Genomic DNA, 24,168 nt, shown 5'->3' with positions numbered 1-24,168 from the left:
CGCTCACTGGGGCATCTCGACATGACCGCCAAAGCCATAGCGCATCGCCGACAACAGCTTGTCGCCGAACGTATGGTCCACACGGCTGCGATAGCGCGCATACAGCGCCGCGCTCAGCACGTTGGCGGGCACCTTCTCCTCCATCGCCGCGTCGATCGTCCACTGGCCCTCGCCCGAGTCCGCAACACTGCCGCTGAACCCTTCGAGCGTGCCGTCCTTCGCCAGTGCGATCGCCGACAGGTCGAGCAGCCACGACGAGATCACGCTGCCACGGCGCCAGACTTCGGCGACGTCGGTCAGGTTGATGTCGAAGCGCTCCTCCTCGACGACATGCTCGCCGGACTTGCCCTTGAGGATGTCGAAGCCCTCGGCATAGGCCTGCATCAGGCCGTATTCGATGCCGTTATGCACCATCTTGACGAAGTGCCCGGCGCCCGAGGGGCCTGCGTGGATATAGCCCTTCTCGGCGCGCGGATCGGCTTGCCCTTCGACGCGGCCCGGCGTGCGGACGATCGTCCCCATGCCCGGCGCCAGCGTCTCGAAGATCGGATCGAGCAGGTCGACGGTTTCCTTGTCGCCGCCGATCATCATGCAATAGCCGCGCTCGAGGCCCCACACGCCGCCCGACGTTCCGACGTCGACATAGTGGATGCCCTTCTCGGCCAGTTCCTTCGCGCGGCGGACGTCGTCCTTGTAGAAGCTGTTGCCGCCGTCGATGATGATATCGCCCGAATTCGACTTCGCGGCGATCGCCTGGACGGTGCTCTCGGTCGGCTCGCCGGCCGGGACCATCACCCACCAGATCGCCGGAGTGTCGAGCTTCTCGCGCATGTCGTCGAGCGAGTCCGCCCCGATCGCACCGTCGGCGGCGAGCTTCTTCACGGCTTCGGCATCGCGGTCGAACGCGACGACCTCATGGCCGTTCTTCATCAACCGGCGCGCGATGTTGCCGCCCATCCGGCCGAGGCCGATCAGTCCGATCTTCATGGGGAATTCCTTGCTTACCCCCTCTCCCCGCCGGGGAGAGGGTTGGGGTGAGGGGCAGTTGGGGAGGGCAGCGCTCGCGGCGCCCCTCACCCCGGCGCTCTCCCCAACGGGGAGAGGGAGCAGAAGTTTACGCCGTCGCGGGCTGCTTCTTGGCGATCGAGCCGAGCAGGTCGTCGAACGCCTTCACGAACGAGGCGACGCCCTCCTCGACCAGCTTGCCGGTCACGCCGTTGAGGTCGAGCCCCAAGCGCTCGGCTTCGGCGAGCGTATGCTTCGCACCCTCGACGTCCTGCGTGATCGTCTCCGCCGCGGTGCCGTGGTCGCGGAACGCGTCCATCGTCTTCGGCGGCATCGTGTTGACCGTGTCCTTGCCGATCAGCGTGTCGATGTAGAGCGTGTCGGGATAGCTAGGATCCTTCACGCCGGTCGACGCCCACAGCAACCGCTGCGGCTGCGCACCCTTGGCGGCGAGCGCCTGCCAGCGATCCGACTTCAGGAAGTCGAGATACCATTGATACGCCATCTTCGCGTTGGCGATCGCGACCTTGCCGCGCACCGCCTTCAGCGCCTCGGCATCGGCATCGCCCTTCTCCAGACGCGTATCGATCTCCTTGTCGATCGACGAATCGATGCGGCTGACGAAGAAGCTCGCGACGCTGGCGATCTTGTCGATCGGCTGCCCCTGCTTGACGCGCTCTTCCAGACCCGCCGCATAAGCCTCAGCCACGCGAATGTACGCGTCGAGCGCGAACAGCAGCGTGACGTTGACGTTGATCCCGCTCGCGATTGTCGACGAGATCGCCGGACCACCCGCGAGCGTCCCCGGGATCTTGATCATCAGGTTCGGGCGGTCGACCATCCCCCAAAGCTTCTTCGCCTCGGCGATCGTCGCGTCGGTATCGTCCGAAATGTACGGCGACACCTCGAGGCTGACATAGCCGTCCTTCGCGTCGACCTTGTCATAAACCGGCTTCAGCGTATCCGCCGCCGCCTTGATGTCCTGGATCGCCAGATGCTCGTAACGGTCGATCGTCGCCGCGCCGGCATGCTGCTTGTCGTATTCGGCCAGCGTCGAATCATAGGCATCGCCATGACCCATCGCCTTTTCGAAGATCGACGGGTTCGACGTGACGCCGGTCAGGCCGTCCTCGTCGACCAGCTTCTGGAGACCACCGGCCTCCAGGAACTTCCGGTCGACGAAATCGAGCCATACCGCCTGGCCGAAGCCTTCGAGATCGTTGAGCGCACCCATCACTTGGTCTCCATCACTTGGCGGGCGACCTTGACGACATTGTCGACGGTGAACCCGAACTTGTCCTGCAGCTTGGCGAGCGGTGCCGAAGCCCCGAAGGTCGACATCGTCACGGTCGCGCCGTCGAGCCCGACATAGCGGTCCCAACCGATCGACCCGGCCATCTCGACCGCAACGCGCGCGCGCACTTCGCGCGGCAGCACGCTTTCCTTGTACGCTGCGTCCTGCAGTTCGTAGCGATACCAGCTTGGCATCGACACGACCCGGCTCTTCACGCCGTCCGCAGTCAGCTTCTCGTGCGCCTCGACGACCAGCGACACTTCGCTGCCGGTCGCGATCAGGATCACGTCGGGCGTGCCGTCGCTATCCGCGAGAACATAGCCGCCCTTTTCGAGCCCATCGGCGCTCGCATATTTGGTCCGGTCGAGCGTCGGCAGAGCCTGGCGCGACATGATCAGCGCGGCTGGCGTGCTGGCGTCCTTCAGGACCGCCTTCCACGCCGCGACGACTTCGTTCGCATCGCTCGGACGGATCGTGTCGAGGCCGGGGATCGCGCGCAGCGTGGCGAGATGCTCGATCGGCTGATGCGTCGGGCCGTCCTCGCCGACACCGATCGAGTCGTGCGTGAACACCCATATCGCGCCGACTTCCATGATCGCGGACAGGCGCACCGGCGCGCGCATATAGTCCGCGAACACCAGGAAGGTGGAGCCGTACGAACGCAGATGCGACAGCGCCATGCCGTTGACGATCGCGCCCATGCCGTGTTCGCGGATGCCGAAGTGGAAGTTCCGGCCGGCGTAATTCTCCGCCTCGAACGAGGGCTGGCCCTTGATGTCGGTCTTGGTCGACGGCGCGAGATCGGCCGAACCACCAATCAGCCACGGCACCTTGGCGGCGATCGCGTTGAGCACCTTGCCGCCGGAATCACGGCTGGCGACGCCCTTGGCATCGGCCTCGAAGGTCGGGATGTCGGCATCCCAGCCCTCGGGCAGCTCGTCCTTGAGCAGCAGGTCGAGCTCGGCCGACAGCTCGGGATAGGCGCCACGATACTTGTCGGTCAGCGCGACCCACTCGTCGCGCAGCTTGGCGCCACGCTCGGCGATCGCACCGTTGAAATGCTCGATCACGCCGTCCGGCACGTAGAACGACTTATCTTCGGGCCAACCGTAAGCCTGCTTGGTGAGGCGGATATTCTCCTCGCCGAGCGGCTCGCCGTGCGCCTTCTCGCTGCCCGCCTTGGGGCTGCCGTAGCCGATCACCGAATGCACGACGATGAAGGTCGGCTTGTCGGTGGTCGCCTTGAACGTCTCGATCGCACGGCTCAGCGCTGCGGTGTCGTTCGCGTCGTCGATGTGAATAACGTTCCAGCCATAGGCGTCGAAACGAAGGCCGACATCCTCGTCGAACGCGAGATCGGTCGCGCCCTCGATCGAGATGTGGTTGCTGTCGTAGATCCAGCAAAGGTTGCTGAGCTTGAGGTGGCCGGCAAGGCTCGCGGCCTCGGACGAGACGCCCTCCATCATGTCGCCGTCGCCACAGATCGTGTAGACGTCATGGTCGAACAGCGTGAAGCCGTCTTTGTTGTAGCGCGCCGCGAGCCAGCGCTCGGCGATCGCCATGCCGACCGAATTGCCGCAACCCTGGCCGAGCGGACCCGTCGTGGTCTCGACGCCGGTGGTGTGGCGGTATTCGGGGTGACCCGGAGTCTTCGACGACAGCTGACGGAACTGCTCGATGTCGGCGAGGCTGACGGCCTCCTTGCCGGTCTTGTTACCGTCGGCGTCGATCTCTTCGATCTTGGCGAGGTGGATCAGCGAATAGAGCAGCATCGACGCGTGGCCGACCGACAGCACGAAGCGATCGCGGTTGGGCCAGTCGGCATGCTTGGGATCATAGCGCAGGAACTTCGACCAGAGCGTGTAGCCGACCGGCGCGAGCGCCATGGGGGTGCCGGGATGGCCCGAATTGGCCTTCTGCACGGCGTCCATCGACAGCGTGCGGATGGTATCGATCGCCAGACGCTCGGGGGAGCCGTCCTCGTGCAGCTTGGGGTCCGCCTTGGTGGGGGCGGTTGCGGTATCGGTCATGGAAGAAGCCTCGCTCTAGACGGTGACCGAACGCCGCGCATCCGATCTGGTTGCCAACATAGGATGCCTTTAGTCGGATGCACCCGTCCGTTCCAGTCGCGTAACGACGCCATTCGTAGCAATATACGCGGCATCGACCTCGTCGAGGAACAGCCCGTGGCCGAGAATACCGGGGATCGCGGCGAGAGTGGCGGCGATTGCGCGGGGGTCGTCGAGGGTGGCGAAGTGGCAGTCGATGACGAGATTGCCTTGGTCCGTCCGGTAGTTGTCGCGGGTGATGGGGGCGGCCCCCATCTCGGTCAGCACGCGCATGACGTACGCGCCGGCGAAGGGGAGCACCTCGACCGGCAGCTTGGCGGCGCCGATCCGGTCGACGCGCTTGGAACCGTCGGCGATCACGACCATCCGTGCCGAGGCTGCGGCGACGATCTTCTCCCGCAGCATCGCCCCACCTGCGCCCTTGATGGCGAAGCACCGCGAGTCGATCTCGTCCGCGCCGTCGATCGTGAGGTCGACGTGGGCGATGGTGGCGAAGTCGAGGATCTCGATGCCGAGTTCGCGGGCGAGTTTGCCGGAGGCTTCGGAGGTGACGACCGCGCGGATTTGCAGGCCTTGAGCGACCTGGTCGCCGAGCACCTGGATCGCGAATGCGGCGGTAGATCCGGTCCCGAGTCCGACCAGCATCCCATCCCGCACCTCGGCCACAGCCGCAACGGCAGCCGCCTTCTTGTCATCATCGATCGAAGCCATCAGCCCACCCCATCCGTCATGCCGGGCTCGTTCCGGCAACCACTGCTCAACGCCCTCGCGACAATTTGGTTTGGAGGACTCCCACACAAAGCACCACCCCGGCGAAGGCCGGGGCCCAGTTGGAAAGGTCGCAGTAACGACGGACCGCGCTCCGTTAGCACCGTCACCCAACTGGGCCCCGGCCTCCGCCGGGGTGGTGCGATGTTCATCCTGGGGTGATGCATGGGATTACAGGAGCGCACTCCTCCTTGTTCTCCATCGAAGCGCAACGAACGCACAAACCACCCCCAACCAATCAAACAGGTTACTCTTTCTACCCTATTTCTCACCCCCGCTTTTCAACTGACATACTTCTGGTACATCCTCGTGGTTTAGCCCGACCAGCAGCTGCCCACACCGATCGCGAGCGGATACCAAACTTGATAGCCACACGATTTTCTGCGCGGCGGTGCGCCATCCTGCTGGTGCCCGCACTGGCGCTCGCGGCCTGCTCCGGCGGCGATGACAAGGCCCAGGGCAAGGCAGGCCGCGGTGGCCAGCCGGGCCAGGGTACGCCGACCGTCGGCTACGTCGTCGTCCAGCCGACCAGTGTCGCGATGACCACCGAACTCAGCGGCCGCACCACCGCGTTCGAAAGCTCGGACGTACGCCCGCAGGTCACCGGGATCATCCGCCGCCGCTTCTTCACGGAGGGTACGCTCGTCAAGAAGGGCCAGCCGCTCTACGAGATCGACCCCCGCCTCTATCGCGCCGCCGCCAACGAAGCGCAGGCCAACCTGCAGAGCGCGCGCGCCAACCAGCAGGCGCAGACCATCCTCGCACAGCGCTACAAGCCGCTCGCCGAGATCGAGGCGATCAGCAAGCAGGATTACACCAACGCGGTCGCCACCTCGCGCCAGGCCACCGCCTCGGTCGCGCAGACCCGCGCGGCACTGGAGACAGCGCAGATCAACCTCAAGTTCACGACCGTCCCCGCGCCGATCACCGGTCGCATCGGCCGCTCGCTGTTCACCGTCGGCGCGCTCGTCTCCGCCACGCAGACCGATCCGCTGGCGCAGATCCAGCGACTCGATCCGATGTTCGTCGACATCCAGCAATCCTCCGGAGACCTTCTCGCATTGCGTCGCTCGCTCGGCCAGAACGGCATCGTCGCAACCCGCGCCGAAGTCCGCCTGACGCTCGAGGACGGCAGCGAATATGGCGCGACCGGCACCGTCGAGTTCGCCGAAGCGCTGGTCAATACCGAGACCGGCACCGTCACGCTGCGCGCGCGCTTCCCCAACCCGCAGGGGCTGCTGCTCCCCGGCATGTTCGTCCAGGCCAAGTTCGCGCAGGCGATCAACCAGCGCGCGTTCCTCGTGCCGCAGGCAGGCGTGTCGCGCGATGCCAAGGGCAATGCGACGGTCTATGTCGTCGATGCGAACAACAAGGCGGTGCAGAAGAAGATCAAGGCGGACCGCACGCAGGGCGCGTTCTGGGTGGTCACCAGCGGGCTCAACCCCGGCGATCGGATCATCACACAAGGCCTGTCGAAGATCGCCCCGAACCAGGGCGTGAAGCCGGTGCCGGAAAACACCGCGCAAAAGATCGAAGCGCCCAAGGGCACCTCTGATGACGGGTCCTCCGGCGGCGACTCCAGCCAGAAAAAGGCCGGCTAAGCCCTTATGTTGTCCCGTGTCTTCATCGATCGCCCGATCTTCGCCTGGGTGCTCGCGATCATCGTGATGCTTGGCGGCATCGGCGCGATCATGAGCCTGCCGATCGCGCAATATCCCGACGTCGCACCGCCCCAGGTGACCGTCCGCGCGACCTTCCCGGGCGCCAACGCGCAGACCATCCAGAACAGCGTCACGCAGGTCGTCGAGCAATCGCTGACCGGTATCGACGGGCTGATCTATTTCAGCTCGTCCTCGTCGTCGCGCGGGTCGGTGACGATCACCGTGACGTTCGAGAAGGGCACCGATCCCGACATCGCGCAGGTCCAGGTCCAGAACCAGGTCCAGCAGACGCTGTCCCGCCTCCCCACGCAGGTGCAGCAGCAGGGCCTCGTCGTCCGCAAATCGAACCCGGACAATCTCCTGATCGTCGGCGTCTATGACGAGACCGACAAGCTGACCAACCAGGACGTCTCGGACTATCTCGTCTCGAACCTGCAGGACCCGCTTGGCCGTATTCCCGGCATCGGCGACAGCAACGTGTTCGGCGCGCAATACGCGATGCGGATCTGGCTGAACCCGAACAAGCTCGCGAGTTACCAGCTTATCCCGAGCGACGTTACGACCGCGATCCAGGCGCAGAACACCGAAGTCGCCGCCGGCGAACTCGGCGGACAGCCCCAGCCCGACACGCAGATGCTGAACGCGACCGTCACCGCGCAGTCGCGCCTCCAGACGCCCGAGCAGTTCGCCAACATCATCCTGAAGACGACCAACGACAGCGCGGTCGTCAAGCTGCGCGATGTCGCCCGGATAGAGCTGGGTGCGGAGAACTACAACGCGCGCAGTCGCGTCAACGCGCATCCCGGCGCAGGCATCGCGGTGCTGCTCGCGCCGGGCGCCGACGCGCTCAAGACCGCCGAGCTGGTCAAGGCGTTCGTCGCCAAGTCCGCCAAGAGCTTCCCGCCCGGCCTGAAATTCGCCTACGCCAACGACACGACGGACTTCATCAAGCTGTCGATCGACGAGGTCGTCAAGACGCTGATCGAGGCCGTCATCCTCGTCGTCATCGTCATGTTCGTGTTCCTGCAAAGCTGGCGCGCGACGCTGATCCCGACGATCGCGGTCCCGGTCGTGCTGCTCGGCACGTTCGGCGTGTTCTATCTCGCAGGCTTCTCGATCAACACGTTGACGCTGTTCGGGCTGGTGCTCGCGATCGGGCTTCTCGTGGACGACGCGATCGTCGTAGTCGAGAACGTCGAGCGCCTGATGGAGGAAAATCCCGAGATGACGCCTCGGGAGGCGACGATCGAGTCGATGAACGAGATCACCGTCGCGCTGGTCGCGATCGCGCTCGTGCTGTCGGCGGTGTTCCTGCCGATGGCGTTCTTCGGCGGCTCGACCGGCGTGATCTACCGCCAGTTCTCGCTGACGATGGTGTCGGCGATGGTCCTGTCGGTGCTGGTCGCGCTGATCCTTTCGCCCGCCCTCACCGCGACGCTGCTCAAGCAGAAGCAGAAGGACGCCGACGGCAACACCGAGAAGAGCTGGGGCGAACGTAAATTCCCCAAGGTCGCGCACTTTTTCACGCGCGCTGGCGACAAGTTCAACAGCGGGTTCGAGAAGGGCACGCAGAAATACACCGGTGCCGTGCAGTCGGTGATCGACCGCAAGTGGCTGTTCCTGCTGATCTACGCGGTGATCGTCGCGGTGCTCGCGGTGCTGTTCCTGCGGCTGCCGACGGGCTTCCTGCCGACCGAGGACCAGGGTTCGGGCATCGTCCAGTTCCAGCTTCCGGCGGGCGCCACGCAAGGCCGCACCTTCGCGCTGCAGAAGCAGATCGAGCAATATTACTTCACCAACGAGAAGGCCAACGTCCGCACGATGTTCACCGTCAGCGGCGGCGGCGGTGGTGGCGCGAGCGGCCAGAATACGGGCCAGGGCTTCGTCTCGTTCGCACCGTGGGAAGACCGCCACGGCAAGGAAAACACTGCCGAAGCGATCACCGGTCGGGCATCGAAGGCCTTTGCCGGCTTCCGTGACGCGCAGGTCTATTCGCTCGTGCCCCCCGCCGTGCGTGGTCTCGGCTCGTCGAACGGCTTCACGATGGAGTTGCAGAACGCCGGCGGGCTCAGCCAAGTCGAGTTCAACGCCGCACGCGACACGCTGCTCGCGCTCGCGCGCGCCGACTCGTCGCTGACCGCTATCCGCCTGACCGAACTGCCCGACGTCGCCACGTTGCGCGTCGATGCCGACCAGCAGAAGCTCTCTACGCTCGGCCTCACGCAGGCCAACGTGAACTCGACGCTGTCGACCGCCTGGGGTGGCCAGTACGTCAACGACTTCATCGATCGCGGCCGCGTGAAGCGCGTCTATGTCCAGGGCGACGCGCAGTTCCGTGCGCAGCCGTCCGACCTGAGCCAATGGTTCGTCCGCGGATCGAATGGCCAGATGGCGCCGTTCTCGTCGTTCGCGAAGACCAGCTGGGGCCAGGCGCCGACGACGCTGTCGCGCTTCAACGGCATTGCCTCGTACGAGATCCAGGGCTCGGGCGCGACCGGCGTCAGCTCGGGCGATGCGATGAACCGGATCGCCGAGCTTGCGGGGCAGATTCCCGGCACGTCGGTCGCCTGGTCGGGCCTGTCGTATCAGGAACGCCTGTCCTCGGGTCAGGCACCGATCCTCTACGGGCTGTCGCTGCTGGTCGTGTTCCTGTGCCTCGCCGCGCTGTACGAAAGCTGGTCGATCCCGATCGCGGTGCTGCTCGTGATCCCGTTGGGCCTCGTCGGGGCGATCCTCGCGGTGACGCTGAGGGGGCTCATCAACGACGTGTATCTGCAGATCGGCCTGCTGACGACGATGGGGCTGGCCGCGAAGAACGCGATCCTGATGATCGAGTTCGCCGAGCAGGAGGAGAAGAAGGGCAAGCGCGTCATCGAGGCGGCGCTGTCCGCGGCGAAGATCCGGTTGCGCCCGATCCTGATGACCTCGTTCGCGTTCATCCTCGGCGTGTTGCCGCTCGCGCTGTCGACCGGTGCGGGTGCGAACAGCCGCATCGCGATCGGGACCGCAGTGGTCGGCGGCATGCTGACCGCGACGATCCTGGCGATCTTCTACATCCCGCTGTTCTTCGTCCTTGTCCGCCGCGGCGCGCGCGACGGCATCGCCAAGCTCCGTGGCAAGCCGACCGGCTTCCAGGGCCATGATGGCCACGGATCCGATGGCGATCACAACGAACCATTGGGTCCGCCCGAACCACAGGGCCCTCACCGGCCGGAGCCCGCATGATGCGCTCGCTAGTCCTGATCCTCGCCGCCTCGACCGCGCTCGCCGGCTGCTCGCTCGCGCCGAAATACGCGCGCACCGAGCTTCCCGTGCCGCCGTCGCTCCCGGTCGGCGACGCGTATCTGCGCCAGTCCGAGGCGACGCTGCCTGCATTCACCTACCGCGACGTGTTCAAGGACCCGCGCCTCCAGCAGATCATCGTCCAGGCGCTCGCCAACAACCGCGATCTCCGCGTCGCCGCCGCCAACATCGCCTCGACCCGCGCGCAGTACCGCATCCAGCGCGCCGACCTGTTGCCGCAGCTCGACGCGAGCGGCCGCTACACCTATTCGGGCGGCGGCAACGGCACCAGCAACACCGTTACGAGCGGAACGGGCGGTACGGGAACAGGCGGGACCGGAACGGGAACCGGGACCGGGACCGGAACCGGGACCGGTACAGGCACGGGCGGAACAGGCACCGGCACCGGCACCGGCACCGGATCGGTGGTCAGCTCGTCGAGCTCGAACAGCGCCTTCTCGGTCGACCTCGGCACGACCGCGTTCGAACTCGACCTGTTCGGCCGCATCCGCTCGCTCACCAGCGCCGCGCTCGATCGCTATTTCGCCACCGAAGCCGCCGCCCGCGCCACCCGCCTGACGCTCGTCGGCGACATTGCAGACGCGTGGCTGACCTACGCGTCGGACCAAAGCCTGCTCAAGATCGCGCAGGACACCGTCACGAGCTCGCAGCGCAGCGTCACGCTGACCAACGCGCGGCTGCGCGGCGGCGTCGCGCCGCGCACCGATCTTCGCCAGGCACAGCAAATCCTGTTCACCGCGCAGTCGGACCTCGCGCAACAGCGCACCGCACTCGCGCAGGACGTCAACGCGCTGCAACTGCTCGTCGGTGCCCCCGTCGACGCGGCACTACTGCCCACGTCGATCGAACAGGCGCTGCCGACCGTCGCCACGCTGCCGGCCGGGCTCGACAGCAGCATTCTCCTGCGCCGACCCGACGTCGTCGAATCCGAATACCAGCTCCGCGCCACCAATGCCGAGATCGGCGCAGCCCGCGCGGAACTGTTCCCGAAGATATCGCTCACCGGCATCCTCGGGTTCGCCAGCACGTCGCTGACCTCGCTGTTCAGCGGCGGCGCGTTCAACTATTCGGTCGCGCCCTCGGTCAGCTACCCGATCTTCCGCGCCGGTGCCGGGATCGCCGGCGTCGCCTATTCGAAGGCGCAACGCGACGCCGCGCTCGCGACCTACGAAAAGACGATCCAGACCGCGTTCCAGGAAACCGCCGACGCGCTGGCCAGACAGGGCACGATCGCCGACCAGCTCAAGGCGAACCAGAACTTCTCGGAGGCGGCCCTCGACACGTATCGCCTGTCCGACGCGCGCTATCGCGGCGGGATCGACACCTTCCTCAACTCGCTCGACGCGCAACGCTCGCTCTACACCGCACAGCGCAACCTCGTCGCGACGCAACTCGTCGGCGCGAGCAACCGCGTGACGCTCTACCGGGTGCTGGGCGGGGATTCGACGCTGGAGGCCACCGCAGGCGGCCCGCAACCGGTGACGATGAGCGGCGCTCCGAGGTCCGAGACGAACTGAGGCGTCGGCGCTTCGCATCTTACCATATCCGAAACCTATTCGAGCCAGAATGGGTGGATGTACGCGCCCCTCCCCGTTGCCGATCGCCGCGCGCGCGATCGACTGCCCATTCCCGCCGTGTTCGGACTGGGCGAGGAAACGCGCGAACAGATCGCCGCGATGCTTGGCCGAAAGCTCGACCAGGCCGCCGCGGTATGGCCGCTCACCTTCGCGGCGCAGGCGCTCGCCTGCGCGCTGCTGATCCTCCTCGGTCTCGTCGCGCCGTCCGCGGCCGGCCTCGGCGTGCTCGTGCCGGTCATCGGCATCCATGCCGCGATCCTCGGCTCGGTATCCTCCGCGATCTTCGGCCTGTTGCGGCTGCCGATGCTGCGCCGATGGCCAGCCTATCAGCGCAACCGCATTCTGATGCTCCTCGTCGCGTCGACCTCGGCGGTGTTGCTGTCGATGCTCTGGACCGTCGCCCATCTGCCGGCCGGCCCGTTGCAGCTCGGGTGTTTCGCCGCAGCGACGGGCGCGCTCATCGTCACCGCGGTCGGGGTCCATGCCGTCCGCGCCGCGACGCTCGGCCTGGGTATCGGGATCGTGCTGATGCTGGCGATCCTGGCCGGTGTCGGCGTGCCTCTCGGGGTCGCACTCCTGTTTCTCGGCTGCCTCGTGCTCGCGACCCGGCAACTCGCGCGGATCGATCACGAGATGGAACTCGGCCGCACCGAAGCGGCCGGCGAAGGACGGCGCGCGATCAGGATGATCGCCGAATTCGAGAGCTATGGCACCGGCTGGTTCTGGGAAGCCGATCGCCAGGGCCGCGTCACCCATCTGTCCGCCAAGGTCGCCGAAGACCTGGGTCTGGCGGATACCGCCGTGGGGCAGCCGCTGATCGACCTGTTCCGGATGGACAGCGATACGCCCGGCACCGAGCGGACGCTGGCGTTCCACATCGCGTCGCGTACGTCGTTTTCCGACTATTCGGTCTGCGCCGCGACCGAGGGCGCCGTCGAGCGCTGGTGGTCGATCTCCGGCCGTCCGGTCGTCGACGATCTCGGCCGGTTCCAGGGCTTCATCGGCTCCGGCAGCGACCTGACGGAACAACGCCGGTCCGAGGCGGAGATCACGCGCCTCGCGTTGTTCGACGGCCTCACCGGGCTGGCCAACCGCCAGCGGATGCGGCTGTCGCTAGACAAGACGCTTGCGCAGAACACCGGTCCGTACCGGGCCACGTCGCTGTTCCTGATGGATCTCGATCGGTTCAAGGCGGTCAACGATACGCTCGGCCATCAGGCCGGCGACGCGCTGCTGCAACAGGTCGCACAGCGGCTCCAGCGTGGCATCGCCGATGCGGGTCTGGTCGGGCGATTGGGTGGCGACGAATTCAAGGTGGTGCTACCTGGAATCGACAATCGCACCACGCTTGGTGCACTCGCGCGTGAGGTGATCGCGTCGCTCTCGGAGCCCTATTTCATCAATGGCGCCTCCGTCACGATCGGCTGCTCGATCGGCATCGCCATCGCACCCGAGGACGGCGACACATCGGAAACGCTCGTCCGCAACGCCGATCTCGCGCTCTACGCCGCCAAGGCCGACGGTCGCGGCGTGGCCCGATTCTATTCGGACGACATGCTGACCGGCGCACGGACGCGCAAACTGCTCGAAGACGATCTGCGCGCCGCGGTATCGCAGGGCGCATTCCACCTCTGCTATCAACCCGTCGTCAGCACGAAGACGACGCGGATCGTCGGCTACGAAGCGCTGATCCGGTGGTTCCACCCGACGCGCGGGCTTGTCTCGCCCGCCGATTTCATCCCGGTCGCCGAGGAATGCGGGCTGATCGAGGCGATCGGGGAATGGGTGTTGCGCACCGCGTGCATGGAGGCGGCGCGCTGGCCCGGCACCGTCCGCGTCGCGGTCAACGTCTCGCCGATCCAGTTCGCCAATCCGGCGCTGCCCGCGCTCGTCACCAGCGCGCTGGCGCAATCGGGAATCGCACCGGGCCGGCTGGAACTGGAGATCACCGAAGGCGTGTTTCTCGACGAGACGGCATCGTCGGAGCGGATGTTCAGGGCGCTGAAGACGATCGGCGTCCGGCTCGCGCTCGACGATTTCGGCACCGGCTATTCGTCGCTCGGCTATCTGCGCAACGCCCCGTTCGACAAGATCAAGATCGACCAGTCGTTCGTCAAAGGCGCCGCCGAACCCGGCAACCGCAACGCCGCGATCATCAAGGCGATCGTCACGCTCGCCGACACGCTCGGCATGGAGACGACCGCCGAGGGGGTCGAGGTGCAGGACGAGATCGATCTGGTCCGCGACCTCGGGTGCAGCCATATCCAGGGCTATGTCTATGGCCGCCCGGTCCGCGCGGACGAGGCGTTGCTGCAACTGGGGGTCGAGGATGCCACCGCCACCGCCAGCGGCTTCAAGGTGAGCCGTGCGCCGCGCACCAAGATGTTGCGCTCGGCGCGTATCATGATGGACGGCGTCCGCGGCGACGTCAGGATCCGCGACATTTCGACGTCGGGAGCGATGCTCGACGGGCTGCGGATCAAGGGCAATCCCGACGGCGTCGAAATGCAGATCGAACTGCTCGAGGACCAGATGGTCGCGGCCCGCGTCCGCTGGGCCCGCGGCGGCAAGGCGGGGATCGAGTTCCACGAGGCGTTCGACCTCGATAGCCTCAACCAGGGCCAGGGAACGCGTCTTCGTCGCGCGGGCTGAGCGATGGAACCGTCCTCCCGTGCCAGCCCGATCGGCTTTTAGCGGGAACCAACCGCCGTCGCCCGCCGTCTCTCCATCATGGTAAACCGCCTCCCGATCAGAGCCTTGGCCTTCGACGTGTTCGGCACCGTCGTCGACTGGCGCTCGGGCATCGCGCGCGACGCCGCCCCGATCCTCGCAAACCTCGGCCGCACCGATATCGACCCGCACGCCTTCGCCGACGGCTGGCGCAAACGCTATCAGCCGGCGCTCGAGGAGGTCCGCAGCGGACGGCGGCCGTTCGTCATTCTCGACACGCTCCACCGCGAGGCGCTCGAAGACCTGATCCGTCACCACGGCATCGACACCGCGGCGCTGGACGAGGCAACGCTCGTCGACCTGACTCACGCCTGGCACCGGCTCGATCCCTGGCCCGACTCGGTCGAGGGCCTGACCCACCTCAAGACGCGGTATCCGATCGTCACGCTCAGCAACGGCAACATCGCACTGATGCTGGAGATGGCACGCCGCGCCGGCCTGCCTTGGGACGCGATCCTCGGGGCGGAAGTCAGCCGCATCTACAAGCCGCTCCCCGAATCCTACCTCGCCACCGCGCGGTTTCTCGGCATCGCTCCCGGCGAACTCTGCCTCGTCGCTGCGCACCATAGCGACCTCGCCGCGGCGCGCGCCGCCGGCCTGCAAACCGCCTATGTCGACCGACCGCACGAATATGGCGGCCGCCCGGCACCCGACGCTGACGCCGCGCAGGATTGGGACCATAGCGTCGACAGCCTGACGCGATTGGCGGACGAACTGTGCCGATGACCCGCCGACCTGCCCGCGAACCGGTAGAAACGTGCGACGCGTCGCCGTATCGAACGCGCACCGGAGTAAAATTCGGCCCGGCGTGCGACCCGGCAGGAATTTGAGATGACCACACAGACGGCCGAGGCCGATTTCCTGACCGGTGGCGGCGAGATGGCCGAGATGATCCGCGTGCATGACTGGTCGTCGTCGCCGCTGGGGCCGATCGAGCACTGGCCGCAGTCGCTCCGTTCGATCGTCTCGCTGATGCTCGCCTCGGAATTCGCGATGTGCCTCGCCTGGGGCCCGGAACTCGGCTTCCTCTATAACGACCATTACGCGCGCATCATGCACGACAAGCACCCGCAGGCGCTCGGCCAGCGGTTTGCGGACGTATGGGCGGATGTCTGGAGCGATATCAGCCCCCTGGTCGACAAGGCGCTGGCGGGCGAAGCGTCGTTCTTCGAGAATCTGCCGCTCGTCACCGACCGCAAGGGCTATGACGAGCACGCCTGGTTCACCTTCTCCTACTCGCCCGTGCGCGACGAGAGCGGCGCGATCGCGGGCATGTTCTGCTCGACCTACGAAAGCACCGAGCGCGTCGTGACCGAACGCGCGCTGCGCGACGAGCGCGAGCGGATGAGCCAGATGTTCGCGCAGGCGCCGACCTTCATGGCGATGTTGCGCGGGCCCGAGCACCGGTTCGAGCTGACCAACCCCGGCTACGACAAGCTGATCGGCCACCGCGAAGTGCTGGGCCGCACCGTCGCCGATGCCTTGCCCGATGCGGTCGAACAAGGGTTCCTCGACCTGCTCGACGGCGTGTTCACGAGCGGCGACGCCTTCACCGCGCGCGGGATGCTGTATGCGGTCCAGGCCGAACCCGGTGGTCCGATCGACGACCGCTATGTCGATTTCGTCTACCAGCCGATCCGCGACGCGACCGGCGCGGTCGTCGGCGTGTTCGTCGAGGGCGCAGACGTCACCGATCGCAAGACGCTCGAACGCGACCTGCAATCGCTCAACGCCGACCTCGAACAGCGCGTCCGCGACCGCACGCAGGAACTGATCGAAGCGCAGGAAGCGTTACGCCAGGCGCAGAAGATGGAGGCGGTCGGCCAGCTCACCGGCGGCATCGCGCACGATTTCAACAACCTGTTGCAAGGCATCACCGGCAGCCTGGAGATCGTCCAGCGCCGCGTCGCGCAAGGCCGGGTAAGCGAACTCGATCGCTTCATCACCGGCGCGACCACCGCCGCCAACCGCGCCGCCTCGCTGACCCACCGCTTGCTGGCGTTCTCGCGCCGCCAGCCGCTCGATCCGCGCCCGGTCAAGGTCAACCCGCTGGTCGCCTCGCTCGAAGACCTGCTCCGCCGCACCACCGGTGAGCAGATCGAACTCGAAATGGTGCTCGCGGGCGGTCTGTGGACGACATTGTGCGATCCCAACCAGCTCGAGAACTCGTTGCTCAACCTCGTCATCAACGCGCGCGACGCGATGCCGCATGGGGGCAAGCTGACGATCGAGACGTGCAACGCGCACCTCGACGACCATTTCGCCGCCAGCCAGCGCGACGTCCGGCCCGGCCATTACGTGTGCATCTGCGTGTCCGACACCGGCACCGGCATGTCCGCCGACACGATTGCCAAGGCATTCGAGCCGTTCTTCACGACCAAGCCGATCGGTCAGGGTACCGGGCTCGGCCTGTCGATGATCTACGGTTTCGCGCGCCAGTCCGAGGGCTATGCGAGGATCTATAGCGAGCTCGGCCAGGGCACGACGATCAAGCTGTATCTGCCGCGCCATTACGGCGAAGCGGAGCAGGACGAGGCGCTGCCGGGGCTGACGCAGGACCACGTCACCGATGCGGGCGAGATCGTGCTGGTAGTCGAGGACGACTCGGTCGTCCGCGCGCTGATCGTCGAGGTCCTCGGCGAATTGGGCTATCAGGCGATCGAGGCGCATGACGGCCCTGCCGGGCTTGAGCGCCTGCGCACGATGGAGCGCGTCGACCTGCTCGTCACCGACATCGGCCTGCCCGGCCTGAACGGTCGCCAGGTCGCCGACGCCGGCCGTGCGCTGCGTCCCGACCTGCGCGTACTGTTCATGACCGGCTATGCGGAGAACGCCGCACTGGCGTCGGGCTTCCTGGAGCCGGGCATGTCGATGATCACTAAGCCCTTCGCGATGGAGGCGCTGGCGACGCAGATCCGGACGATGATCGAGGGCTGAGGCGGACAGGACGCGCCAACAACCGCCACCACCCCGGCGAAGGCCGGGGCCCAAGTGGAAAGGTGGTCGTAACGGCGCGCTGCGTTTCGTTATCACCGTCCCCCAATTGGGCCCCGGCCTTCGCCGGGGTGGGGCGATTTGAGGTTACCTTCGCATCACCACCGTTCCCCCGCGAAGGCGGGGGTCCAGGAATCAAGTAGGGCGACGTTCGTGGTTCCTGGGCCCCCGCCTTCGCGGGGGAACTAGAGCGGCCCCCCATATCCAGTGCCTACTCATACCTGCTCCGCTTGAAGCAACATTTGCCACCTTCCGCCCTTAAATAATTTTTCGTTCCCGCTTCGCCCCCTTGCGCTTCACGAACCCCGCAGAAGTCCACGCGTCGCGAATATCCCGCTCGCCCAACCCGCACCCGAACGCGACGAACCGAGCCCTCGACCACCCCCACACCCCCTTGCGTCTCTCCGCGCTTTGGCACAATCTCTTGGGGTTGCGTTCGGGGGCGGACCCAATCGCTGGTAGAACATCCCTCGCATAGCCCTATGCGAACCGATCATATGCGCGCCTTCCACCGCCGCGATGGTCACTTTTTGTTCTCCCGTTAGGGGCCGTCCGATGGTAGCATGGCGACATGACGCCGATTCGAACGAATACAGAACACTAGGAGCGGTTTCGATGGATTTCAGAGACAGCAGCCGGGATAGCGACATGACCACAGACACGATCGACCAAGCAGCCCCCACCATCGAAGCCGAGGCTCCCAAGGCGCCACGCCAGGCGCAGGACAGCCATTCCGTGCGCGCGCAGATTTACCCCGTCGAGGTCGATCACAGCCGCGACGCGCTGCTGACCGAATTCGGCAAGGACACGCTCCGGGATCGTTATCTGCTCCCGGGCGAGAGCTACCAGGACCTGTTCGTCCGCGTTGCCTCCGCCTATGCCGACGACGCCGGCCACGCGCAGCGCCTCTACGACGCGATCTCGAAGCTGTGGTTCATGCCCGCCACCCCCGTTCTCTCGAACGGCGGCACCGGTCGCGGCCTGCCGATCTCGTGCTACCTCAACTCGGTCCCCGACAGCCTCGGCGGGATCGTCGACACCTGGAACGAGAATGTCTGGCTCGCCTCGCGCGGTGGCGGCATCGGCACCTATTGGGGCAACGTCCGCGGCATCGGCGAGCCGGTCGGCCTCAACGGCAAGACCAGCGGCATCATTCCGTTCGTCCGCGTCATGGATTCGCTCACGCTTGCGATCTCTCAGGGCTCGCTGCGCCGCGGTTCGGCCGCCGTGTACCTCGACGTCTCGCATCCCGAGATCGAGGAATTCCTCGAAATCCGCAAACCCTCGGGTGACTTCAACCGCAAGGCGTTGAACCTCCACCACGGCGTGCTGATCACCGACGCCTTCATGGAAGCCGTCCGCAACGGTGACGAATGGCACCTCCGCTCGCCAAAGGACCAGGCGATCCGCGCCACCGTCGACGCGCGCTCGCTGTTCCAGAAGCTCGTCGAGACCCGTCTCCAGACCGGCGAGCCGTACATCGTCTTCGCCGATCACGTGAACAAGGCGATGCCCAAGCATCACCGCGAACTCGGCCTCAAGGTCTCGACCTCGAACCTGTGCTCGGAGATCACGCTGCCGACCGGCAAGGATCACCTCGGCAACGAGCGGACCGCGGTCTGCTGCCTGTCGTCGCTGAACCTCGAGACATGGGATCAGTGGAAGGACGAGAAGGGCCTGATCGAGGACGTCATGCGCTTCCTCGACAACGTCCTGCAGGATTACATCGACCGCCACGAACCCGGCATGGAGCGCGCCGCCTATAGCGCGGGCCGCGAGCGCTCGGTCGGCCTCGGCGTGATGGGCTTCCACAGCTTCCTCCAGGCGCGCGGCATCCCGTTCGAGGGCGCGATGGCGAAGTCGTGGAACCTGCGCATGTTCAAGCACATCAGCAGCCAGGCGAACGAAGCCTCGATGCAGCTCGCGATCGAGCGCGGCCCCTGCCCCGACGCCGCCGACGTCGGCGCGATGGAGCGGTTCAGCTGCAAGATGGCGATCGCGCCCACGGCTTCGATCTCGATCATCTGCGGCGGCACCTCGGCGTGCATCGAGCCGATCCCGGCGAACATCTACACGCACAAGACGCTGTCGGGCAGCTTCTCGATCAAGAACCCGTATCTCGAAAAGATGCTGAGCGAGAAGTCGAAGAACTCGGACGCGGTGTGGAACTCGATCCTCGAGCAGGGCGGTTCGGTCCAGCATCTCGACTTCCTCTCGGTCGAGGAAAAGGACTGCTACAAGACGAGCTTCGAGATCGACCAGCGCTGGCTGCTCGAACTCGCCGCGGATCGCACGCCGTACATCGACCAGGCGCAGTCGCTGAACCTGTTCATCCCGGCGGACGTCGAGAAGTGGGACCTCCTGATGCTCCACTTCCGCGCGTGGGAGCTCGGCATCAAGTCGCTCTATTACCTGCGTTCGAAGTCGGTCCAGCGCGCGGGCTTCGCCGGTGGTGTCGAGGCGGACAACACCATCGACCTGCGCCAGATCGACGTCGAGTCGAAGGATTACGATGAGTGCCTTGCCTGCCAGTAAGGCCTCTCGGCGTTCAAGCGTGACCCCGGCCCGTGAACCACGGACCGGGGAGCGCCTGACGCAAAAAACCCCGGCCCGCGCGAAGCGGACCGGGGTTCGGACTGGCTATGCGGCGCGTGTCGAACACACCGCGTTCGCGTCAGGCCTCTTCTTCGAACGTCACCGCCACGTCGGCGTTGGCGGAAAGCCGGACCTTGCCGTCCTCGATATCCGCAACCAGCCCGAGCGAGATGAAGTGATGATGCCCTTCATGGCTGCCCGTGCCCTCGACGACCTGCGCGCCCGAGTCCTTCTTGGTCAGCTTGATGCGGTTGCCTTCGACCTTGTCGACGGTGCCGACATGGACGCCGTCCGCGCCGATGACTTCGGCATGTTCCTGGATCTTGGTTGCATCGACCATGGTCGTTCTCCTGTAGTGGGTTCGGCATCTCAACGCACGTCATGCGAGTTCGCCGCATGACATATGGTTCAGCTATCATGTTCGTGGTCGCGGGCGTGCTCGGAATCGTCGGCACCGCGATGCTGCTCCGGTTGCGCTCGCCGAACATCACCGAACCGCAGACCTATGCGTTTCGGATGATCGGGATCATGCTGACGTCCGGCGCGATCGTCCTCGCGATGTCCGCCGCCGCGATGTGGCAATGGAGCACCGAGACATGACGTTGAACACGCCGTGAGCCTGAATACACCATGAGCCTTAACACACTGGTCCTGATCCTCGCGGTGTTCGTCCTCTGCATGGCGAACGTCATGCTCGGCCGTCACTGGAGCCGCCTCGATCACAATCCCTGGTCGAGGTCGTCGTCGGATCGCGTGCTCGACATCGATCCCGAGGTCGACAGCGAGCCCGTCCCCGGCTGGAACCCCGGCACGATGGACGTCGCCAAGATCCGTCAGCGCGGTCGCCAGTTGATGATCGCCGCACCGATCGCCTCGGTCGTCTTCGTGGTCGTCGTGATGGTCAGTTCCAGCCGCTTCTAGTTTCCATTCTACCGTTTCACCCAGTTTCCCAAATTTCTTCCGGAGTATCCCATGTCCCTCCTCCACGCCTCCAAGCAGTACAAGCCGTTCGAATACCCCTGGGCGTTTGAGTTCTGGAAGCGCCAGCAGCAGCTCCACTGGCTCCCCGAGGAAGTGCCCCTGGGCGAGGATTGCCGCGATTGGGCGCAGAAGCTCAGCGATCACGAGCGCAACCTGCTGACCCAGATCTTCCGCTTCTTCACGCAGGCCGATGTCGAGGTGCAGGATTGCTACCACGAGAAATACGGCCGCGTGTTCAAGCCGACCGAGATCAAGATGATGCTGACCTCGTTCAGCAACATGGAGACGGTCCACATCGCCGCCTACAGCCATCTGCTCGACACCATCGGCATGCCCGAGAGCGAGTACGGCGCCTTCCTCGAATATGCCGAGATGAAGGAAAAGCATGACTACATGCAGCAGTTCACCGTCGACAACGACGAGGACATCGCGCGCACGCTCGCCATGTTCGGCGGCTTCACCGAGGGCGTCCAGCTGTTCGCGTCGTTCGCGATGCTGATGAACTTCCCGCGCTTCAACAAGATGAAGGGCATGGGCCAGATCGTCACCTGGTCGATCCGCGACGAGAGCCTCCACTGCGAGGGCATCATCAAGATGTTCCACACCTTCTGTCAGGAGCGCCAGTGCCTGACCAAGGCGGTCAAGGACGACATTGCCGACGTCTGCCAGACGACGATCCGCCTCGAGGACAATTTCATCGACCTCGCCTTCGAGATGGGCCCGGTCAACGGCATGACCCCCAAGGAGATCAAGAAGTACATCCGCTTCATCGCCGACTGGCGCATGACTCAGCTCGGCCTGAAGCCGATCTACATGATCGACGAGCACCCGCTGCCCTGGCTCGCCCCGATGCTCAACGGCGTCGAGCACGCCAACTTCTTCGAACAGCGCGCAACGGAGTATTCGAAGGCCGCGACCAAGGGCCAGTGGAACGACGTCTGGGATAGCTTCGACAAGCGCCAGACCGCGAAGAAGGGGCCGGCTGCGAATGTGGACCTGAGCGAAGTTCGGGATATGTTCAGCGACTCGGTTGCGGCCGAATAGTCTCAGTATATAGGCCCCTTAAGTCCTTGCAGGATGCAATCCCAACCGTCCTGCAAAAAGACTTAAAAGAACTGTTCCCGATTGCGCAGAAGCAACTTTGGCGAGAATATCGAACGATCCTCTCGCCAAATCTTCTAGTACAATAAATAGACCACTATCGCTTTCCAAATCTGAAAGCCCTTGATCTTCGAAAGTATGTCTACTGATTTCAGTTAACCACAAGGTGCGGCTCGCATCTAGCTCAACGGAAAGGTCGTTTTCCATGGCGGATATCATCAAGCTGCACCCATCGGTTCGGGAACACCGTACTCCCCGCATGTCGGCGGCGGCCCTCTCAGAATATCTCATCATGAAGCCTGATCAACAAGAAACAGTGCTTCACAATTCACGCTTCGCAAGCCCGCCGGTCGTCACTCCATATTTCGAAGCGATGAATGCCATACGAGCGTACTGCGGCGACCCACTAAGACCCAACTCTGTCATTAATGCGGCAAAGGAATCACTCACGGGTAAGTCGCACGATGGAGCACTACGCCCTAAGGCACGTGAAGAAGCGCTACGTTGCCTTGAAACATTATCGTTATTCGAGGGAGCCCGAAACGCGCTCGGATTGAACGGCCTGTCGCTTTGCACCACCGACCGCTATCAGCCTCTTATTATCGAGGGCGTCCGAGTATCGATACAACCCGATTTGCTAATACGACCCCAGGACTCTGACGGCGGAAAACTTGGCGTCGTTATGTTTCGACCGCAAAAGGCCCCTGATCCTGAGGCATGTCGCTTGGAAGAAACGCGCCGACAGCGCGGTGAGCATAGACGCGAGATGGGGCGCTATATGCTGGCGATGGCTCATTTGCTCGTGGATGATCAGCCAGGTTGGTCCTTTGACCGCGTTCAGTCGATTGTAGCTGACATAAGACTCCAAGAGCGAATTAGTTTTTCCTCAAGCGACCATTCCGCCCGCGTTCGCGCAATTAAAGCCGCCTGCCGCCAGATTGGCAAATTGTGGAACGACATTGAACCTCGCCAATCAGTATTGGCAAAAGCCTGAGAACTGACCGCCATTAACTGAGAGAATTTACAAGACGATAGTTTGTGCCTTCCCGATCTTGATTTTGGCATCCGTCCACGCCTTATAGACGCACTGAGCCTGCTACTCCGACTCATTCGTTCCAATCATGCGTCGACCCCTCGTCCCGCGCACCATGCCTGACGCGCAAAATGATCACGCAATCGCCTACTACCCGATAGCGAAGAATATACGGCCATACCGTCGTCCGCTCACGCCGTCCGTCGCCTACGTCGCGACCTCGATCCGGAAAGATCGCGAGGCTGTCTGCCACCGCGATAAGCCGCGCGCCCAGTGCATTGGCAGCGACGGGATTGAACGCGGAGACATAGGTAACGATCGCTTCCAGATTGGCGACGGCATCTTCCGTCCAGACGATGCGCAACTAATCGCCGACGCGAGGTCGGGGTAGAGGTTCGGTCGAACCCCATGACGATAGCCAGCGCTTGACCGCGTCGTGGCTGATCAATCGCCCGTTGCGCACATCCGCGTCGGCCCGCGCATCGGCCTCAGCCTCGGCAGCCGGATCGCTCGTATCGAACAAGGCGTTTTCACGCGTCACTGGTCGGAGATACACCTCAAAGGCAACCACGACCAGCAGCAACTCATGCCCACCCACACCAAGGCGATCGCTTCCCCCCACCATAGTGCCGCGCGAGGCCGTGGCGGACCAGGACCGCGCCCAGCGACTTCCCGTCCCGCTCCACCAGACGCAGCTTCCGCCCATAACGGTCGACGTCGCGCTTGATCGGGGTCAGCGTGAAGGGGCCGGCGTTGAGCAGCGCCTGCATCTTAAGCGTCGCCGCCTGTCCCAGTCGCGCTTCGCGGGCGCAGCGGGGCGGGTGGGTCTCCGGCGTGTCGATGTCGGCGATGCGGATCTTGGTGCCCGCCATCCAGAACGTGTCGCCGTCGACCATGCAGTCGATCCGCTTGGCGTGCCCGCAGATCGTGAAGCGCGCGGAGACCAGCTTGCCGCCCGACAGCGCGGACGCGGCCGCCGCGATGGTCGACGCCGCGCTGGCGACGCCCGCTGCGGTGGCAAGCGCGCCCGTGGCGGTGGTGGCGGCACCGGCATTGG

20 protein-coding genes and 1 pseudogene are annotated in these 24,168 nt (G+C 65.0%); 12 read left to right on the top strand and 9 right to left on the bottom strand.

Annotation, left to right across the window (positions count from 1 at the left end; genetic code table 11):
* Positions 1-3 precede the first annotated feature (3 nt).
* The 4 genes from gnd to rpiA form a co-directional block, all read right to left on the bottom strand.
* A complete protein-coding gene (gene gnd, locus IFR23_RS14740; RefSeq protein ID WP_056055160.1) occupies positions 4-987 on the bottom strand; it encodes a phosphogluconate dehydrogenase (NAD(+)-dependent, decarboxylating) in 984 nt (327 codons plus the stop codon).
* A gap of 127 nt (positions 988-1,114) precedes the next feature.
* On the bottom strand, positions 1,115-2,239 hold the full coding sequence (gene tal, locus IFR23_RS14735; protein WP_192976562.1) for a transaldolase: 1,125 nt from the start codon (positions 2,237-2,239) through the stop codon (positions 1,115-1,117).
* The gene (tkt, locus tag IFR23_RS14730) at positions 2,239-4,329 is read right to left on the bottom strand and encodes a transketolase (RefSeq protein ID WP_192976561.1); all 2,091 of its coding nucleotides are present in this window, start codon (positions 4,327-4,329) and stop codon (positions 2,239-2,241) included. Before tkt ends, tal begins: the two co-directional genes overlap by 1 nt.
* Before the next feature lie 69 nt (positions 4,330-4,398).
* Positions 4,399-5,079, bottom strand: coding sequence for a ribose-5-phosphate isomerase RpiA (gene rpiA / locus IFR23_RS14725; protein WP_192976560.1), 681 nt, complete (start codon positions 5,077-5,079; stop codon positions 4,399-4,401).
* A 422-nt stretch (positions 5,080-5,501) separates the two neighbouring features.
* Between rpiA and IFR23_RS14720 the strand changes: the two genes are divergently transcribed.
* The 8 genes and pseudogenes from IFR23_RS14720 to IFR23_RS14690 all read left to right on the top strand — a co-directional run bounded on the left by IFR23_RS14720 (position 5,502) and on the right by IFR23_RS14690 (position 19,936).
* The gene (locus tag IFR23_RS14720; protein ID WP_446740918.1) at positions 5,502-6,737 is read left to right on the top strand and encodes an efflux RND transporter periplasmic adaptor subunit; all 1,236 of its coding nucleotides are present in this window, start codon (positions 5,502-5,504) and stop codon (positions 6,735-6,737) included.
* A gap of 6 nt (positions 6,738-6,743) precedes the next feature.
* Positions 6,744-10,022 carry an efflux RND transporter permease subunit gene (locus IFR23_RS14715; protein ID WP_192976558.1) on the top strand — a complete coding sequence of 1,093 codons (3,279 nt, stop codon included), beginning with the start codon at positions 6,744-6,746 and terminating at the stop codon, positions 10,020-10,022.
* Positions 10,019-11,617 carry an efflux transporter outer membrane subunit gene (locus IFR23_RS14710; protein ID WP_192976557.1) on the top strand — a complete coding sequence of 533 codons (1,599 nt, stop codon included), beginning with the start codon at positions 10,019-10,021 and terminating at the stop codon, positions 11,615-11,617. The genes IFR23_RS14715 and IFR23_RS14710 overlap by 4 nt, the downstream gene beginning before the upstream one ends.
* 57 nt (positions 11,618-11,674) lie before the next feature.
* Positions 11,675-14,329, top strand: a complete 2,655-nt coding sequence (locus tag IFR23_RS14705; RefSeq protein WP_244655710.1) for an EAL domain-containing protein — start codon at positions 11,675-11,677, stop codon at positions 14,327-14,329.
* A gap of 78 nt (positions 14,330-14,407) precedes the next feature.
* The gene (locus tag IFR23_RS14700; protein ID WP_192976556.1) at positions 14,408-15,133 is read left to right on the top strand and encodes a haloacid dehalogenase type II; all 726 of its coding nucleotides are present in this window, start codon (positions 14,408-14,410) and stop codon (positions 15,131-15,133) included.
* A gap of 105 nt (positions 15,134-15,238) precedes the next feature.
* Positions 15,239-15,703: pseudogene (locus tag IFR23_RS20650) on the top strand (PAS domain-containing protein); the annotation flags it as partial.
* Positions 15,680-17,344, top strand: coding sequence for an ATP-binding protein (locus tag IFR23_RS14695; protein WP_446740917.1), 1,665 nt, complete (start codon positions 15,680-15,682; stop codon positions 17,342-17,344). The pseudogene IFR23_RS20650 and the gene IFR23_RS14695, both read left to right, overlap by 24 nt.
* Positions 17,345-18,016: 672 nt before the next feature.
* Entirely contained in the window at positions 18,017-19,936 is a 1,920-nt protein-coding gene (locus IFR23_RS14690) for a ribonucleoside-diphosphate reductase subunit alpha (protein ID WP_192976555.1), read from the top strand.
* Positions 19,937-20,075: 139 nt separating this feature from the next.
* Here IFR23_RS14690 and IFR23_RS14685 read toward each other — a convergent pair whose 3' ends face one another.
* Positions 20,076-20,336, bottom strand: a complete 261-nt coding sequence (locus IFR23_RS14685) for a DUF2171 domain-containing protein (protein ID WP_056055125.1) — start codon at positions 20,334-20,336, stop codon at positions 20,076-20,078.
* A gap of 56 nt (positions 20,337-20,392) precedes the next feature.
* On the opposite strand from IFR23_RS14685, the gene IFR23_RS14680 reads away from it, so the two are divergent.
* The 3 genes from IFR23_RS14680 to IFR23_RS14670 are packed head-to-tail and all read left to right on the top strand — an operon-like array spanning position 20,393 to position 22,021.
* Positions 20,393-20,596: a hypothetical protein gene (locus IFR23_RS14680; RefSeq protein ID WP_107963769.1), complete on the top strand. Its 204-nt coding sequence runs from the start codon at positions 20,393-20,395 to the stop codon at positions 20,594-20,596.
* 30 nt (positions 20,597-20,626) lie between these two features.
* A complete protein-coding gene (locus IFR23_RS14675; protein ID WP_107963770.1) occupies positions 20,627-20,917 on the top strand; it encodes a hypothetical protein in 291 nt (96 codons plus the stop codon).
* A gap of 51 nt (positions 20,918-20,968) precedes the next feature.
* The gene (locus IFR23_RS14670) at positions 20,969-22,021 is read left to right on the top strand and encodes a ribonucleotide-diphosphate reductase subunit beta (protein ID WP_056060836.1); all 1,053 of its coding nucleotides are present in this window, start codon (positions 20,969-20,971) and stop codon (positions 22,019-22,021) included.
* An 18-nt stretch (positions 22,022-22,039) separates the two neighbouring features.
* Here IFR23_RS14670 and IFR23_RS14665 read toward each other — a convergent pair whose 3' ends face one another.
* On the bottom strand, positions 22,040-22,285 hold the full coding sequence (locus tag IFR23_RS14665; RefSeq protein WP_192976554.1) for a hypothetical protein: 246 nt from the start codon (positions 22,283-22,285) through the stop codon (positions 22,040-22,042).
* Between IFR23_RS14665 and IFR23_RS14660 the strand changes: the two genes are divergently transcribed.
* Complete coding sequence (locus IFR23_RS14660; RefSeq protein WP_192976553.1) at positions 22,284-23,072, top strand: hypothetical protein; 789 nt, start codon at positions 22,284-22,286, stop codon at positions 23,070-23,072. The genes IFR23_RS14665 and IFR23_RS14660 overlap by 2 nt on opposite strands.
* Positions 23,073-23,184: 112 nt before the next feature.
* On the opposite strand, the gene IFR23_RS14655 is transcribed toward IFR23_RS14660, so the two are convergent.
* The 3 genes from IFR23_RS14655 to IFR23_RS14645 all read right to left on the bottom strand — a co-directional run.
* A complete protein-coding gene (locus IFR23_RS14655; protein ID WP_192976552.1) occupies positions 23,185-23,475 on the bottom strand; it encodes a type II toxin-antitoxin system RelE/ParE family toxin in 291 nt (96 codons plus the stop codon).
* Complete coding sequence (locus tag IFR23_RS14650; protein ID WP_342344969.1) at positions 23,476-23,652, bottom strand: CopG family transcriptional regulator; 177 nt, start codon at positions 23,650-23,652, stop codon at positions 23,476-23,478.
* A gap of 43 nt (positions 23,653-23,695) precedes the next feature.
* Positions 23,696-24,168: thermonuclease family protein (locus IFR23_RS14645; RefSeq protein WP_244655709.1), on the bottom strand; the 473-nt coding region annotated here is incomplete at its 5' end.

The organism is Sphingomonas sp. CFBP 13603 (genome assembly GCF_014892665.1).
GTDB lineage: Bacteria > Pseudomonadota > Alphaproteobacteria > Sphingomonadales > Sphingomonadaceae > Sphingomonas.
Note: the sequence above shows the minus strand (reverse complement) of the source record. Positions and strands in the feature narration are given on the sequence as shown.